The 13,474-nt window shown below is 53.5% G+C and carries 19 protein-coding genes; 4 read left to right on the forward strand and 15 right to left on the reverse strand.

Going from position 1 to position 13,474, the window contains the following annotated elements:
- Positions 1 to 255: 255 nt before the first annotated feature.
- The 8 genes from yjcZ (RAC89_RS08235) to RAC89_RS08270 form a co-directional block, all read right to left on the reverse strand.
- The gene (gene yjcZ / locus RAC89_RS08235) at positions 256 to 345 is read right to left on the reverse strand and encodes a sporulation protein YjcZ (protein WP_306612947.1); all 90 of its coding nucleotides are present in this window, start codon (positions 343 to 345) and stop codon (positions 256 to 258) included.
- A 154-nt stretch (positions 346 to 499) separates the two neighbouring features.
- The gene (locus tag RAC89_RS08240; RefSeq protein ID WP_306612948.1) at positions 500 to 1,351 is read right to left on the reverse strand and encodes a pentapeptide repeat-containing protein; all 852 of its coding nucleotides are present in this window, start codon (positions 1,349 to 1,351) and stop codon (positions 500 to 502) included.
- 117 nt (positions 1,352 to 1,468) lie between these two features.
- The gene (locus RAC89_RS08245) at positions 1,469 to 2,434 is read right to left on the reverse strand and encodes a siderophore ABC transporter substrate-binding protein (protein WP_306612949.1); all 966 of its coding nucleotides are present in this window, start codon (positions 2,432 to 2,434) and stop codon (positions 1,469 to 1,471) included.
- Positions 2,435 to 2,455: 21 nt separating this feature from the next.
- Positions 2,456 to 3,214 carry an iron ABC transporter ATP-binding protein gene (locus RAC89_RS08250; protein WP_306612950.1) on the reverse strand — a complete coding sequence of 253 codons (759 nt, stop codon included), beginning with the start codon at positions 3,212 to 3,214 and terminating at the stop codon, positions 2,456 to 2,458.
- Complete coding sequence (locus RAC89_RS08255; protein ID WP_306612952.1) at positions 3,211 to 4,158, reverse strand: iron chelate uptake ABC transporter family permease subunit; 948 nt, start codon at positions 4,156 to 4,158, stop codon at positions 3,211 to 3,213. Before RAC89_RS08255 ends, RAC89_RS08250 begins: the two co-directional genes overlap by 4 nt.
- Positions 4,148 to 5,101 carry an ABC transporter permease gene (locus tag RAC89_RS08260; protein WP_306612954.1) on the reverse strand — a complete coding sequence of 318 codons (954 nt, stop codon included), beginning with the start codon at positions 5,099 to 5,101 and terminating at the stop codon, positions 4,148 to 4,150. The genes RAC89_RS08255 and RAC89_RS08260 overlap by 11 nt, the downstream gene beginning before the upstream one ends.
- 9 nt (positions 5,102 to 5,110) lie before the next feature.
- Positions 5,111 to 5,677, reverse strand: a complete 567-nt coding sequence (locus tag RAC89_RS08265) for a nitroreductase family protein (RefSeq protein WP_306612955.1) — start codon at positions 5,675 to 5,677, stop codon at positions 5,111 to 5,113.
- A 112-nt stretch (positions 5,678 to 5,789) separates the two neighbouring features.
- On the reverse strand, positions 5,790 to 7,346 hold the full coding sequence (locus RAC89_RS08270; RefSeq protein WP_306612957.1) for a helix-turn-helix domain-containing protein: 1,557 nt from the start codon (positions 7,344 to 7,346) through the stop codon (positions 5,790 to 5,792).
- 95 nt (positions 7,347 to 7,441) lie between these two features.
- Here RAC89_RS08270 and RAC89_RS08275 point away from each other — a divergent pair, with 95 nt between their 5' ends.
- Genes RAC89_RS08275 through RAC89_RS08285 form a run of 3 tightly spaced genes read left to right on the forward strand, consistent with a single transcriptional unit; the run spans position 7,442 to position 8,553 of the window.
- Positions 7,442 to 7,768 (forward strand): antibiotic biosynthesis monooxygenase, encoded by a 327-nt coding sequence (locus RAC89_RS08275; RefSeq protein WP_306612958.1) that lies wholly within the window; start codon positions 7,442 to 7,444, stop codon positions 7,766 to 7,768.
- Positions 7,769 to 7,825: 57 nt separating this feature from the next.
- The gene (locus tag RAC89_RS08280; protein ID WP_306612959.1) at positions 7,826 to 8,263 is read left to right on the forward strand and encodes a hypothetical protein; all 438 of its coding nucleotides are present in this window, start codon (positions 7,826 to 7,828) and stop codon (positions 8,261 to 8,263) included.
- A gap of 8 nt (positions 8,264 to 8,271) precedes the next feature.
- Positions 8,272 to 8,553 (forward strand): hypothetical protein, encoded by a 282-nt coding sequence (locus tag RAC89_RS08285; protein WP_306612960.1) that lies wholly within the window; start codon positions 8,272 to 8,274, stop codon positions 8,551 to 8,553.
- A 94-nt stretch (positions 8,554 to 8,647) separates the two neighbouring features.
- On the opposite strand, the gene yjcZ (RAC89_RS08290) is transcribed toward RAC89_RS08285, so the two are convergent.
- The 7 genes from yjcZ (RAC89_RS08290) to RAC89_RS08320 all read right to left on the reverse strand — a co-directional run bounded on the left by yjcZ (RAC89_RS08290) (position 8,648) and on the right by RAC89_RS08320 (position 12,626).
- Positions 8,648 to 8,737, reverse strand: coding sequence for a sporulation protein YjcZ (yjcZ, locus tag RAC89_RS08290; RefSeq protein WP_284641922.1), 90 nt, complete (start codon positions 8,735 to 8,737; stop codon positions 8,648 to 8,650).
- A 135-nt stretch (positions 8,738 to 8,872) separates the two neighbouring features.
- Positions 8,873 to 9,922, reverse strand: a complete 1,050-nt coding sequence (locus RAC89_RS08295) for a flavin-containing monooxygenase (RefSeq protein ID WP_373429899.1) — start codon at positions 9,920 to 9,922, stop codon at positions 8,873 to 8,875.
- A 48-nt stretch (positions 9,923 to 9,970) separates the two neighbouring features.
- On the reverse strand, positions 9,971 to 10,543 hold the full coding sequence (locus tag RAC89_RS08300) for a TetR/AcrR family transcriptional regulator (protein WP_306612961.1): 573 nt from the start codon (positions 10,541 to 10,543) through the stop codon (positions 9,971 to 9,973).
- Between the two features lie 149 nt (positions 10,544 to 10,692).
- Positions 10,693 to 10,782, reverse strand: coding sequence for a YjcZ family sporulation protein (locus tag RAC89_RS08305; protein ID WP_284641927.1), 90 nt, complete (start codon positions 10,780 to 10,782; stop codon positions 10,693 to 10,695).
- Positions 10,783 to 10,926: 144 nt separating this feature from the next.
- Positions 10,927 to 11,016 (reverse strand): YjcZ family sporulation protein, encoded by a 90-nt coding sequence (locus RAC89_RS08310; RefSeq protein ID WP_284641929.1) that lies wholly within the window; start codon positions 11,014 to 11,016, stop codon positions 10,927 to 10,929.
- 413 nt (positions 11,017 to 11,429) lie between these two features.
- A complete protein-coding gene (locus RAC89_RS08315; RefSeq protein ID WP_306612963.1) occupies positions 11,430 to 11,951 on the reverse strand; it encodes a hypothetical protein in 522 nt (173 codons plus the stop codon).
- A 60-nt stretch (positions 11,952 to 12,011) separates the two neighbouring features.
- The gene (locus tag RAC89_RS08320; RefSeq protein WP_306612964.1) at positions 12,012 to 12,626 is read right to left on the reverse strand and encodes a hypothetical protein; all 615 of its coding nucleotides are present in this window, start codon (positions 12,624 to 12,626) and stop codon (positions 12,012 to 12,014) included.
- Positions 12,627 to 12,785: 159 nt separating this feature from the next.
- Here RAC89_RS08320 and queC point away from each other — a divergent pair, with 159 nt between their 5' ends.
- Entirely contained in the window at positions 12,786 to 13,442 is a 657-nt protein-coding gene (gene queC / locus RAC89_RS08325) for a 7-cyano-7-deazaguanine synthase QueC (RefSeq protein WP_306612965.1), read from the forward strand.
- Positions 13,443 to 13,474: the final 32 nt, after the last annotated feature.

Consider the following 13,474-nt stretch of genomic DNA (forward strand, 5'->3'; position numbering starts at 1 on the left):
TATGCGATCCGTTAAAGCAAGTGTCAGATCCTGGGTTATCTCATCGTCTCCAACCCAACATCATTCAGTTGTAGCTTGTCGAAAGTGAAACCGTTTGCATCTATCCTCTATTATCAATGGTGCCGAGGAGAAATGCAAGTACTTTTTTCTACAGGGCTCTCCGCGATTTCATAACAGATTATGCAATCCGTCCACTCCCGCTGCCCTCCTCAACCAACCCACTAGAAAAGGCAGCCCGAAGGCTGCCTAAGCTCATTACACGAGCAGTGTCCGGCTGATGATCACCAGCAGAATGAACAGTACCAAGATCGCCCCTGTCGAAGTATATCCGCCTACATGTGTCATGCTGATCGTCCTCCTTGGTGGTAGTTTGTATCTTACGCTATATCCTATGCCAAGAAGGGTTCCCGCGGATGGGTGAATGCCTCGACCCTGCAACAATGTGCTCCAGCCTATTGTATTTCCCCAGCCTGCGATACAACCTATATTGCGCCCAAGTTTAGGCAGACCAATGGGGCGGACGAGCAACCAGCGGGGGCAGCTTGGTGACTGCATCGCCCTTGGCGGCATTAACCTGGAACTGTGTGAGAAACATAGCGGTCGAGAGATCGGCACCCCGAAGATCCGTGTCCCGCATATCAGCGCCGATGAGGTCTGCGCAGCGCAAATCGGCACCACGCAGATCGGCCGCGATCAGGTAAGCCCCCCGCAGGTTCGCCCCTCGAAGGTCCGCGCCCTTCAGCTTGGCTCCGATGAGGTCGGCACCCCGGCTGAAGGTCCTTCGCCGTCCTGACGAGCCTTTCAAGGTGCGCAGCGCCCCCTCCCTTACCAGCTCGCTCGTCCGAAGAAGCAGTTCATTCACCTTGGCCCGATGCGAAGCCACATCCAGCTCCAGAATCGCCTCGGCACTTAGCCCGGTAAGCCGTTCCGTCTCTTCCAGCGCGGAGGCCAGAGCTTCGCGGATCGACTGAGCAGGCTGCAGCGTCAAAGCTTCGCTCAAATACCACAGCAGCTCATGAAGCTGCCGCATGACCGGGAACACCTCGTACATCGGTTTCGCCGTTTCCGGCGCTTGCCTCCAGTCCCGGCCCGCGTAGGTCTCTTGGGAAACCTTCTGCCCGGCGCCGAAGCAGTCATACACGGTGCAGCCCCGATAGCCGATTTGCCTGAGGCTGCTATGAACGCTGCAGCGGAAGTCAGACTTCAGATTAGAGCAAGGCTGGCCGGCCGCCTTGTCCGCCGCAAAATCGGTCGAAGCCGCAAAAGGCAGCGCGACACAGCAAAGCCCGAAGCAGCGCTCGCAGTCCGCCTGCAAGTGCCTCTGCCCGGATAAAGTATGTTCATGAGACATGATACGAGTCTCCTTCTGTTTTTTCATCCATGGTAGTACCGAACCCCGCCTCACGTCAACTCCCGCATAGGAAAAAAAGACTCCCGCCCCTTCGGAGGGACGAGAGTCACCACTCTATTATTTATACGCTTTGGCCACCTGGCCGATCATCTCGGAGACCGACACCAGTCCGCCGCCCGACAAATACCAGTAGTTCGGATCAAGATACACAATGCCGTTGTTCGCGAAGGCCTTCGTTTTCTTCACCAGCTCGTTCTCCACGAGAGCCTTGGCTCCGGTTTGCCCCGCACCCGCCACTACGGCACCGCGGTCCACCACGAACAGGTATTCCGGATTCTTCTCGGCAATAAACTCGAACGAAATGCTTTGGCCGTGCGTGGATACCTCAAGATTTTTCTCCACAGCCGGAATGTTCAGCACGTCATGGATCAGTCCGAAACGGGAGCCCGGTCCGTAAGCGCTGATTGCGCCCTCGTTCGCCAGAATGATAAGCGCATTCTTATTGCCGGAAGCCACCTTGCCCTGTACCTCTTTCACCTTCTGGTCAATCTGCTTCAGCTCGGCGTCCACTGCGGACTCTTTCCCGAAAATCTGACCGATCAGCTTCATATTGCTTTGGAACGACTCCATGTATTTCTTCGTATCCACGCCGACGAATACGGTCGGACCCAGCTTGCTAAGCTCCGGATAGGCAGCCGACTGGCGTCCGGAAATCAGAATCAGGTCGGGCTGGATCGAGCTGATTTTCTCATAATCCGGTTCCTGCAGCGAGCCGATGTTTTGATATTTTTTATCCTTATACTTAGCCAAATACGGAGGGATGCTGGCCTGCGCCACCCCGGTCACTTCCACGCCAAGCTTATCGAGCGTATCCAGCGCGCCGAAGTCGAACACAAGCACCTTCTGCGGATTCTTTTTCACCTTCGTCTCGCCCAGCTGATGTTTAATCGTCAGCTCCTCCGCCGGCTGAGCGTTTCCTTGAACAGGAGCAGCCCCATTCGTTCCGGTGCCGCTTGTGCCGCAAGCAGCCGTCAGCACGGCCAAACATAACAAGAGTAACAGCATTGATACGTGTTTTTTCATTTTCTACCCATCCTTTATTTTTTATTTAAAATAAATACATACTCTGTTGCCATCAATGGTCTGCACCGGAATCTCCATATCGTAAACTTCCCGGAGCACGTCGGTATCAATGATTTGTTCGACCGGTCCTTCTTTCACGACCCTGCCGCCCTTCAGCGCCACGATGTAGTCCGAATAGCAAGAGGCAAAGTTAATATCGTGAATGACGATAACCACCGTCTTGCCCAGCTCCTCCACCAATCGGCGAAGCACCTTCATAATCTGCACGGAATGCCGCATATCGAGATTGTTCAGCGGTTCATCGAGCAGCACGTATTCCGTGCCCTGCGCAATGACCATGGTGATGAAGGCCCGCTGGTTTTGCCCGCCGCTCAGTTGGTCCAGGTACTGATGCTGCAGCTCCTGCAGCTCCATGTAGGCGATCGCCTGATCGACATGGCTCCAGTCCTCCGCCGTCAGCCTCCCCTGGGAGTAAGGAAATCTCCCGAAGGAAACCAGGTCCCTTACCGTTAGCCGAACATTGATGTGGTTCGATTGCTTCAGGATGGAGATTTTTTGGGCCAGCTCCGTGCTCGCCCACTGGCCGACCTCCTTACCGTCAATGCGAACCTCACCCGCATCCTTCGCGGTTAAGCGGCTGATCATGGAAAGCAGCGTGCTTTTCCCCGCACCGTTGGGTCCGATAAAGGAAGTAATTTGTCCTTTGGCGATCCGGACCGATACATCGTCGATGACGCGCTTGTCTCCATATGCTTTAGTTAGCTGCTTGACCTCAATCATGCCTTGTTCTCCTTGAGCAATAGATATAAGAAGTACACTCCGCCGACCAGATTGATGATGACGGATAACGTCGTGTTGAACGTAAACACTCTCTCCACGATCAGCTGCCCGCCCACCAGGGCCAGAACGCTGATCAGAATGGAGGCGGGAATCAGCAGGGCGTGCCGATGGGTTTTCATTAACTGGTAAGCGACATTGGCCACCAGCAGTCCCAGGAAGGTGATCGGACCAACCAACGCCGTAGCTACCGAGATGAGAGCGGCAATGACCAACAGCATGCGCTTTACGACGAATTGGTAATTGATCCCCAGATTAATCGCATGCTCTCTCCCTAAGGAAAGGACATCCATATACTTGGCAAACCGGGAATAATACACGGCGATCAGAAGGACCACTATCGTGCAAATAACGATCAGCTTTTCCTGAATTTTGTTATAGCTGGCAAACATTCTTCCCTGCAGCACGAGATATTCGTTCGGGTCGATCAGCACCTGCATGAACGTCGTCAAGCTCCCGAGCAGCGTACCCAGAATCAAGCCTACGAGGAGCAAATAGTAAAGATGCTTGCCCTCCTTCTTGAACATCACCTTGTACAGCAGCCCGGTAAAAAGCAGCATGAGCCCGAGGGTCATCGCGAAGTTCAGGTTGTTGTCCACCAGGAGCTTGCTGGCCGAACCGAATAAATATACGACGGCCGTTTGCGACAGCATATACATGGAGTCCATCCCGATAATATTCGGGGTCAAAATCCGGTTATTCGTTATCGTCTGAAAAATGACGGTCGAGAAGGCGATACAGCCGCCCGTCAAGACGATCGAAGCGATCTTCCAGCCCCTGCGGGGAAGCACATAGCTCCAGTTGCTGCCGACATCCACCAGCAGAAAAATCAATATGGCCGCTAGCGAGGCCAGGGATAAGGTCACCAGCTTGGCTTTAGATGTCATATGCCCTTCTCCTCATTAGCAGATAAAGAAATATCGCGCTTCCGATGACGCCGACGGTCAGCCCGATCGGAATTTCATACGGATAAATGACTACGCGTCCCAGAATATCGCAGATCAGTACGAATACCGCTCCTAGTACGGCGGTATGCGGAAGATTTTTTTGCAGGTGATCCCCACGGTACATCGTCACGATATTCGGAATGATCAGCCCGAGAAAAGGAATCGTGCCCACCGTCAGCATCACGACCGACGAAACCAGGGCGACGATAATCAAGCCGAGATTCACTACTTTGTTGTAATTCAGCCCCAAATTCACGGCGAACTGCTCGCCCATCCCTGCGATAGTAAACTTGTTAGCGTACAGATAAGCCAGCAGCACGACGGGAATACTAATGTATAACAGCTCGTAACGGCCTTTCATCGTTAAGGCAAAATTACCCTGAAGCCATGTCGACAGGCTTTGGATCAGGTCATACTTGTAGGCGAAGAAGGTCGTGAACGACGCCACAATCCCGCCGAACATGATGCCTACCAAGGGGATGAAGATGGCATCCTTGTATTTCACCTTGTCGAGTATTTTCATGAAGATGTAGGTGCCGGCTAGCGCGAAGACGAAGGCTACCAGCATTTTTTGCAGCGAAGTCGCCGCCGGAAACAGCAGCAGCGCCACAAGGATACCGAGCCGGGCGGAATCGTCCGTTCCTCCCGTCGTCGGGGAAACGAATTTGTTCCTGCTCAGCTGCTGCATGATCAGCCCGGCGATGCCCATGCTGGCTCCCGCGATCAGAATACTGGCCAGCCTCGGCAGCCGGCTGATGAGCAATACCTGGATTTGATCCTCATGGAGCCTGAACAGATCGGCCGGGGAAATATTTTTCACTCCGATAAACACCGATGCGATGGAGAGTACGACGAGAGCGATAAGCAAATATCGAAGCTTCATGAGCCGCGTCTACCCTTGATCGATGACCGTCAGCAGGCTGGAAGCCGAGCTTCTCGGCCGGGCCGGCGGAATTTGTGCAGGATATCCGATGTGAAGAGAGCCCACCAGCTTCTCTCCGGGCTGGATGCCCAAGGCGCTGCGAAACTCCGGCACATGCAGCAGAGGATACGTCTCCCATACCAGCCCGATCCCGTGCTCCCAGGCGAGCAGGCTGAAGTTATGGATCAAGCAGCTGGTGGAGGCATAATCCTCCTCTCTCACGACCGGGTGAGAATCCTCTTTCATCACGACGGCAAGAAACACCGGTACCCTCATGAATCGGTCGTAAAATTTCTGCCCAAGCTCCTTGCTCTTCTCCGGGTCCTTCTCCCGCTTCTCGGCGCCGGCCCTTGCAATGTCCGCCAATCTTCTGCGCCCCTCCCCATGGATGAGAACGAACCTCCACGGCTCCGTCAGCTTGTGGTTGGGAACCCATACGGCGGTTTCGAGCAGCTCCTGAATTAACTCGATGGAGACAGGCCGGTCCTCGAACTGATGGATCGAGCGCCTTTCTTTAATGATCTGTGCCAAAGACATGGGCATAAGCCTCCTATATCAAAACGATATTGAGAATCATTATCAACATTAACTATTTTACACATGTTGCCTTGCGTGAAAATGGATATTTCTTTATAGGTCATGGACATTTCTATAGGCGATAGGACAGCAATACATCCACATAGGCATCTACCAAGCCCTCGTAAAACAGTGCGTTATAGAGCAGCGGATCCTCATGCTTGAGAAACATGCACGATGTGCCCGCCTGCTTCCGGTGGAGCAAGTGCCACTCCTCCTCAAGCTGCAAGCAGCTTTCGTCAGGCAGCGTCTGCGGAACCAGGAAGATGACCCGGCTGCACTGCAAACGCGCTATCTCGTCCAAGCCGGTGACATCCAGGAAGCTCGCTTCCCGGACTGAATCCGGAGGCTGTACGCCAAGCTCGCCGTAGAATAAGTCCTGCATTTTCTTTCTTTGCATTCCGTAGACCCGGTACAGGCTCGGGTACACGCTAACCACAAGGAACGCCTCTTCCTTAAGCTGCTGCCGGGTGAGGAGCCGCGCATTTTCCACCTTGCGGTCAAAAAGCGTCAGCCACCGTTCCCCCACCGTCTCCAGCCGCACCCTTCTGCTGATGTCTCTAAGCCGATCCCTCCAGGGATATCCCTTCCACTTGATCATGACAACCGGTGCTATCCTTGCAAGCCTCTGGTATACCTCGTCCGGTACAGGGGAAGTAAAGATTACCTCCGGCGCGGTGTACTCCAGCTTTTGCAGGAAGGCTTCCCTTTGGTCCCCCTCCCACCAGCCTCGCGGAAAGGCAATGACAGGGGTGATTCCCAGAACGCTGAAATCCCCTGTGAACACAGGTGTCAAGCACGCTGCCTGCAGCCGGGTAGCCGCTACATAATCCGTAGGAGAGATGCCCATGTGCTTCTTGAACAGCCGGCTGAAATACAGCTCATCCGAATAGCCTACCGCATAGGCAGCCTCCATCACTGTCGAAGCCTGGCTGGACAGCAGGCGCAAGGACTCGTTTAACCGCGCCGTTGTGACGAATTGGAGCGGACTGAGCCCGGTATACCTTCGAAACGCCTGATAAAATCGGGTCGGACTCGCCCCCGACATGCGGGCCAGCTCTTCCATGTCCATGTCTTCCTGGCACTGCTCGAGCATGCTGCTCTTGACCTGTACGACATACCCCATTAGCTCGTCTTCCGTCCGGGGCTTTGCCGCTGCTTCGATAAACTCGGCCGCAATTGCGTATAAATAGGACTGGAGGAGATAGTAGCGGGAAGGCTTCTCTCCGGTGTCCAAGAGCAGCTCCTGTGCCCAACCTCGTGCACGAAGCATACGAATCCGGTTCAGCTTCGGCTCCTCTCCTCTTCCTTTGCTTAGGGGCTCGGGGTATCGTACCTTCTCCGGCGCGTCCATAGTGAATCGAATCATCAGGACGGAGGCGGAGGCCTTCTCCGGGTTGCGAAACGTGCACGGAGAATCGGCAGGAAGGTATACCATATCCCCATACGAGGCCTTCACGATTTGACGGGCGGCCGTGCTTTGGCGCAGCTGAATCGTACCCTTCATGACCAAAGCGAAGGCATGAGCTTGCTTGTTGTGTACGTCCAAGCTCGTGTGGGGGTCCACTGTATACTGATGGGTATCCACATATTGTAAAATTACCGAATGAAGCCCTGCTTTCGAAACCATGCTTCCTTCTCCTTGCCCAACCAATGAATTATTCGTATAATAAATGATAATGATTATCATCGTCAATTATTAATTTTTGGGGGACGTTTTTTTTTATGTACATTGAGACACTAACGATTACAGTAAAGCCGGGGTTCGCGGACCAAGTGGTCCACCGTTTTGGACAAGAGGCAGCGGTGGAAAAGGCGGAGGGGTTCGTTGATTTAAGCGTTATGGTGCGGAGTGCCGGTCGGGAAGAGGAAGAAGTCATGGTCCTGATTCGTTGGGCGTCCGAAGCGCACTGGAAGCAATGGGAGCTCAGCGAACCGCATCTGGAGGGCCACCGACGAGAGCGTCAGCAGGGCAAGCCCGAATGGGTGCTCGGCTCGGCAAGCCGGGTTTATGAGGTGAGGGCCGTCAAGCACCCGGCGCCGGTGAAGTGAGCGGGGAGCGACTCTTCCCGCTTTGTGACGAGTAGGCTGAGGGGGTTAATCGCATTTTTGCCACTGATGATGCGGGCTTTGGCGCTGTTGGTGGTCGCAATGGCAATTGTGCCATTATTTCGACCTCTACCGCTTTGCAACAGGCAAGCTGGTACGTTAATCGCATTTTTGCCACTGCTGGCGAAGTTCCGGCATTTTTGGAGCGCGCAATGGCAATTGTGCCATTATTTCGCCCTCTACCGCTTTGCAACAGGCAAGCTGGTGCCATTAATCGCATTTTTGCCACTGCTGATGCGGGCTTCGGCACTTTCGGCGGTCGCAATGGCAATTGTGCCATTATTTCGACCTCTACCGCCTTGCAACGGGCAAGCTGGTGCGATTAATCGCATTTTTGCCACTGCTGATGCGGGCTTCGGCGCTGTTGGAGCGCGCAATGGCAATTGTGCCATTATTTCGCCATCTACCGCTTTGCAACGGGCAAGCTGGTGCGATTAATCGCATTTTTGCCACTGCTGGCGAAGTTCCGGCATTTTTGGAGCGCGCAATGGCAATTGTGCCATTATTTCGACCTCTACCGCTTTGCAACGGGCAAGCTGGTGCGATTAATCGCTTTTTTGCCACTGCTGATGCGGGCTTTGGCGCTGATGGAGGTCGCAATGGCAAATGTGCCATTATTTCGACCTCTACCGCTTTGCAACGGGCAAGTTAGTGCGATTAATCGCATTTTTGCCACTGCTGAGCGGGATTCCGGCACTTTCGGAGCGCAATGGCAATTGTGCCATTAGTGGGCCTGCCCCTTGTCCGCTAACATAAATAAGGACCCCGCCCTATAAAAGGCGAGGTCCTGCTGTTTCGGCAGCTGAAGGCCGCCGTATCCTTTTATACCAGCAATGTCCGGCTGATGATCACCAGAAGAATGAACAAAACCAAGATCGCACCTGTGGAAGTGTACCCGCCTACGTATGTCATAGCTATCGTCCTCCTCAGTTGTGTTTTGGTCTTACGCTATATCCTATGCAGGTTTGGTGCCATGCGGATGGGTTCGTATCCTGCCGCCGGAATATGTGCTTCCGCCTAAGCGCCGCCGGCAGTCGTTCCATGTGCTTATGCTCTTCCCCCAATCATGGCATGCATAATCCGTTCCGCATCACGGCCAACCCAGCCCAGCAGCGCCGAGCCGCGGCACGTTTGCCATGGCAGGCCCAGAAAGTACATTCCCTGTACCGGCCCGATCCCCTTATCATGGAACGGCAGTCCTTGCGAGTCAAGCGCACCGGGTACGTCAATCCAGCTGTATTCGGAGCGAAAGCCCGTCGACCAGATTACATTCGGGGCTTGCACCGACGTACCGTCCGCAAACCATAGGGCATCTCCCTGAACCCGGACAGCACGCGGCTTACGCCGTACGGTCCCCGCTTCGAGCAAATGCTTCAACTCCAGACCATAAATAAGCTCCGGCCGGTTTTTCAGCCAAGCCCCTCTCCTCGTGGTTTCCCCCGCACGCAGCAGGCCCAGCTTATCAAAATACCAAAAAATACTTTGTCCCAGCACGTAAAGCGGCTTAAAGCTCATGTCGTGTCCGACGGAAATGAACACTTGGCGATCCTTGGCCAGCTCGGCAGCGATTTGGGCGCCCGAATTGCCTGCTCCTACCACCACAACCGGACCGTCCTTCAGCTGCGACGAGTTGCGGTAAGCGGATGAATGCACCTGATAAACTGCAGGAGAAAGCTCCTTGGCGAAGACGGGAATCGCAGGCCTTTGGAAAGGTCCTGTCGCAATCACTACTTGCTTCGCCTCAATCTCTCCTTGGTCCGTCCCTATTCGAAAGCCTTGTGACGTTTGCTGCAATCGGGTAACCTTCGTATGGAACTGAATCGGCAAATCGAAATTCCTTGCGTAGCTTTCTAAATAATCGGCTGCCTCATCCTTGGTGGGGAGACCGTCCGGCTTGCCGGGAAAGCTGTAACCAGGCAATTCGCTATACCTTCTCGGTGTAAAAAGAACCAATGAATCGTACCGATTCCGCCAAGTGTCCCCCACCCGCGAGCCCGCATCCAAAATGACAAAGTCCATGTTCTCTTGTTTCAAAAAATAACCCATGGCCAAGCCCGCTTGGCCGCCGCCTATAATGACGATATCTTTTTTCATCATTCTCACCTCTCATGCAAGTACTTGCTTGCACCCATATCAAAAGGAAAGCTAGGGAGCTAAACCCCTAGCGAAAGTGACAACGCTATGGTGCAGAAACGACTGCGCATCAAGCTTCGTGACCCGGTCTCCGTAGACCGATTTGGAAACGTAAAAGCCTAGATTCATCCAAATAAAGGTCATCGCTTGCGATTCGATATTCGTCTTTCGCAGTAAGCCCTTCTGTTCCATCGTCGCAAAATATTCCATCAGGCTGTCCCTGAATTCCTTAGGCACCAGGGCAGCCTTCTCGTCCAGCTCTTCGAAAGCGCCCGCTTCTCTAAGTGCGATCATGACCATGTCCCCGTGGTCCCGCATAAACTGCTGGTAGGCTTCGGCTACGGCGAGCAAGTCCTTCTCCAGCTCCCACTGGGCCCGGTTCAGGATTTGGCGAAACACCGGAACGTAGGAGTACTTATCCACCAAAGCGCTGACAATGCCTTTCTTGCTCCCAAAGTGCCGAAACAGGGTCGTTTCATTCACACCCGCTTCTTCTGCAATCGCCCGCGTAGTCACCGCTTTGAAGCCTTTCTTCCTCATTAAGGAGGCTGTCGCTTGAAGTATTCGGTCCCGCGTCTCTTCCATCGAACCCACCCACCCGTGCAAGTACTTGCTTGCATTTTAAAATAAGTGCAGGCTGAATGTCAAGCCGGCCGTCGTGCAAAAAGACCTCCGCTCTACAGAAGCGAAGGTCACCCTATGTACATCGGCAGCACGGAGGCTGCCGCTCCATTTTATACAAGCAATGTCCGGCTGATAATCACCAGAAGAATGAACAGAACCAAGATCGCACCTGTGGAAGTAAATCCGCCTGCATATGTCATAGTTATCGTCCTCCTCTGTTGTGGTTTGGACTTACACTATATTTTATGCCGTGCGGATGAGCATCGATTGGGTTCCTGCCTTGCCTGCACGAAATTGTGCGCCGGCCTAGCTTCAGTGCAGTAATAAAACCAAAGGACTCTTTTTTATACAAGTATCGTTTGGGTGATGATCACCAGAAGAATGAACAGTACCAAGATCGCCCCTGTGGAAGTAAACCCGCCTGCGTATGTCATAGTTATCGTCCTCCCTTGGCTGTGTTTCAACTTACGCTATATCCTATGCCCTATTTAGGGTTTGGGAATGGGTGGATGCCCGGGGGGATTAGAAACGGGCGCAGCCTATTCAATTCCTTATCAGTTCGTCAAACGTAAAAGGAAATGGATGCTTGGGACACGGAACCGGTGCTTATACCCGATTGGGGTTTAAAGCCGAATCGGCGTGTGATTTGTCGTTTGTATACTACAAATCTATTTCGGTATCGAAGCTTCGATTGCTGTGATAAGCTTTGGGAGGCTGCTGAACAAGGTGGGCTGCTGCTCTTGGAGTTTTGCGAATTACGGGGTGCTGGGGGAGCATCATGAGAGGGCCTGCATCCTGTTGTTTCGCAGAGGAATAGGATCGTTGTTGCCCTTCAATGACTATTCTATTAATCTTGTTTTATCTTGCTAATCTCGGATTCCACATGAAATAACCGCTTGTTCAGTACGTCCATACTATGATCGTGATGATTCAGTTCCTTCTTAATGAACTCTACGCGATCATTCATCATACGAACGGCCTCAATCAACCGATTGTCTGCCTCTATGTTCTCCACATGCCTTACCCGAATGTCTTGTTCCAATTTGGTGAAACGCTCATGCATTTCGTTGCGCAGTCCGCCAATTTGCTCGTGCATTTCATTACGCAACCCGCCGATTTGCTCATGCATTTCGTTACGCAGTCCGCCGATTTGCTCATGCATTTCGTTACGCAGTCCGCCGATTTGCTGGTTCATTTCGTTGCGCAGTCCGCCGATTTGCTCATGCATTTCGTTGCGCAGTCCGCCGATTTGCTCTTGCATTTCGTTACGCAGCCCGCCAATTTGCTCGTGCATTTCGTTACGCAACCCGCCGATTTGCTGGTTCATTTCATCCATCTTAGCCAGAATCAGCTTAAGCATCTCTTCCATCCCTACTCACCTCCCTCCTAAAAATAGTATATCATCGGAGGGCCGAGCCCGGCAATGATGCTAGGCTCCGCCTCCTTTGGCATACTGCAAAAGAGCCGCCGCCGCCCGCTCCCGCCGCTCCGGGTCGTCGCTTCGCAGCGCTTCCTTCAGCACACGGATGGCTTCAGCGATCGTTTCCCCGTCGACCAAAGGTGCGGTACTATCGGGAGCGCCTGCAGGTGTAAGCCACCGCTCCAGCTGCGCTTTCTCAAACGGCGCCTCGAACCGGACAATCGGACGCGGATCCTGCAGGAGCAGCTGTACAGCCGGGCTCAGCTCGGCGACCGGGATCCGATGCAACCACGTGACACCGCGGCGATGACAAGCTCCTTCCGCTTCCTTCTCCGTGTCTTCAACGTAAAAGTAGTCCCCTACATCCCCCAAATACGCTTCATGACCGTGCCCGTGGAGAAGCACATAGTCGCCATCCTGCATGGTATAGACAAAGGTGTGGAGCTGCTCCTGTGCCTCCGGATGAACGGGATACACAGCGGAGCATCGCGCGTTGAGCTCTTCCAAAGATACTCCCTCAAGATCACCGACTTCCGGCCAGCCGATACTGATATAATGCTCCTTCAAAAACTCGGATAGTCGTTCGCCACCCTCGCCAATAGCTTTTACTCCAAAAAGCCGCATCCGTGCGCCCCCCCGATTTTTTGCATAGAGTAGTATCTATTGTACCACATCCTTCCTCCACAAAAGGACCAAGCATTCCCATCAATCGCACTTGGCTATACTATGGATTTCAATGCTATAATGGAAGTTAGAGCTTTTTGACCATGAAGAAGTAGGGTGATGAAATTGAACAATAAAGCCTTGGTTATATTCAGCGGGGGACAGGATAGCACGACATGCTTAGCATGGGCTATGAAGCAGTTCGACGAGGTGCAGGCCGTGACGTTCGCTTACGGGCAGCGGCATAAAGCCGAAATCGACTGTGCGGTGGATATCACGAAGCAGCTCGGCATCCCGCATCACATTCTGGATCTTTCCTTGCTGAGCCAGATTGCACCGAATGCGCTGACGCGAAGCGATATGGAAATCGAGACGCCGGCGGACGGCGGAGTGCCGAATACGTTCGTGGACGGCAGGAACATGCTGTTCCTGACCTTCGCCGCCATTTTGGCAAAGCAGCTGGACTATCATCATCTGGTGACCGGCGTGTGCCAGACGGATTTCAGCGGGTACCCGGATTGCCGCGATGTATTCGTAAAGTCACTTGGCGTTACGCTGAATCTGGCGATGGATTACCCTTTCGTCATACACACCCCGCTCATGTGGCTGGACAAAAAAGAAACCTGGGCGCTTGCCGACGAGCTCGGATATTTCGATCTTGTTCGAGAGCAGACGCTTACCTGTTATAACGGGGTGATCGGCTCCGGCTGCGGTACGTGTCCGGCTTGCCACCTGAGACAAAAAGGATTGGATCTGTACTTGGCGGAGCGCAGCTAAGCGCGTCCTCCTTTTGACAAAAACTTAACATA

The organism is Paenibacillus sp. GD4, assembly GCF_030846225.1.
In the GTDB taxonomy this organism is placed as follows: domain Bacteria; phylum Bacillota; class Bacilli; order Paenibacillales; family NBRC-103111; genus Paenibacillus_G; species Paenibacillus_G silviterrae.

What these genes read in the sequence shown, in the direction of transcription:
- RAC89_RS08255 (WP_306612952.1), bottom strand. Translation starts at nt 4,158, where the DNA reads ATGACATCTAAAGCCAAGCTGGTGACCTTATCCCTGGCCTCGCTAGCG.
- RAC89_RS08300 (WP_306612961.1), bottom strand. Translation starts at nt 10,543, where the DNA reads ATGGAAGAGACGCGGGACCGAATACTTCAAGCGACAGCCTCCTTAATG.
- RAC89_RS08275 (WP_306612958.1), top strand. Translation starts at nt 7,442, where the DNA reads ATGTACATTGAGACACTAACGATTACAGTAAAGCCGGGGTTCGCGGAC.
- RAC89_RS08265 (WP_306612955.1), bottom strand. Translation starts at nt 5,677, where the DNA reads ATGTCTTTGGCACAGATCATTAAAGAAAGGCGCTCGATCCATCAGTTC.
- yjcZ (WP_306612947.1), bottom strand. Translation starts at nt 345, where the DNA reads ATGACACATGTAGGCGGATATACTTCGACAGGGGCGATCTTGGTACTG.
- yjcZ (WP_284641922.1), bottom strand. Translation starts at nt 8,737, where the DNA reads ATGACATACGTAGGCGGGTACACTTCCACAGGTGCGATCTTGGTTTTG.
- RAC89_RS08260 (WP_306612954.1), bottom strand. Translation starts at nt 5,101, where the DNA reads ATGAAGCTTCGATATTTGCTTATCGCTCTCGTCGTACTCTCCATCGCA.
- RAC89_RS08310 (WP_284641929.1), bottom strand. Translation starts at nt 11,016, where the DNA reads ATGACATACGCAGGCGGGTTTACTTCCACAGGGGCGATCTTGGTACTG.
- RAC89_RS08270 (WP_306612957.1), bottom strand. Translation starts at nt 7,346, where the DNA reads ATGGTTTCGAAAGCAGGGCTTCATTCGGTAATTTTACAATATGTGGAT.
- RAC89_RS08250 (WP_306612950.1), bottom strand. Translation starts at nt 3,214, where the DNA reads ATGATTGAGGTCAAGCAGCTAACTAAAGCATATGGAGACAAGCGCGTC.
- RAC89_RS08245 (WP_306612949.1), bottom strand. Translation starts at nt 2,434, where the DNA reads ATGAAAAAACACGTATCAATGCTGTTACTCTTGTTATGTTTGGCCGTG.
- RAC89_RS08305 (WP_284641927.1), bottom strand. Translation starts at nt 10,782, where the DNA reads ATGACATATGCAGGCGGATTTACTTCCACAGGTGCGATCTTGGTTCTG.
- RAC89_RS08320 (WP_306612964.1), bottom strand. Translation starts at nt 12,626, where the DNA reads ATGCGGCTTTTTGGAGTAAAAGCTATTGGCGAGGGTGGCGAACGACTA.
- RAC89_RS08295 (WP_373429899.1), bottom strand. Translation starts at nt 9,922, where the DNA reads ATGATGAAAAAAGATATCGTCATTATAGGCGGCGGCCAAGCGGGCTTG.
- queC (WP_306612965.1), top strand. Translation starts at nt 12,786, where the DNA reads ATGAAATTGAACAATAAAGCCTTGGTTATATTCAGCGGGGGACAGGAT.
- RAC89_RS08240 (WP_306612948.1), bottom strand. Translation starts at nt 1,351, where the DNA reads ATGTCTCATGAACATACTTTATCCGGGCAGAGGCACTTGCAGGCGGAC.
- RAC89_RS08315 (WP_306612963.1), bottom strand. Translation starts at nt 11,951, where the DNA reads ATGGAAGAGATGCTTAAGCTGATTCTGGCTAAGATGGATGAAATGAAC.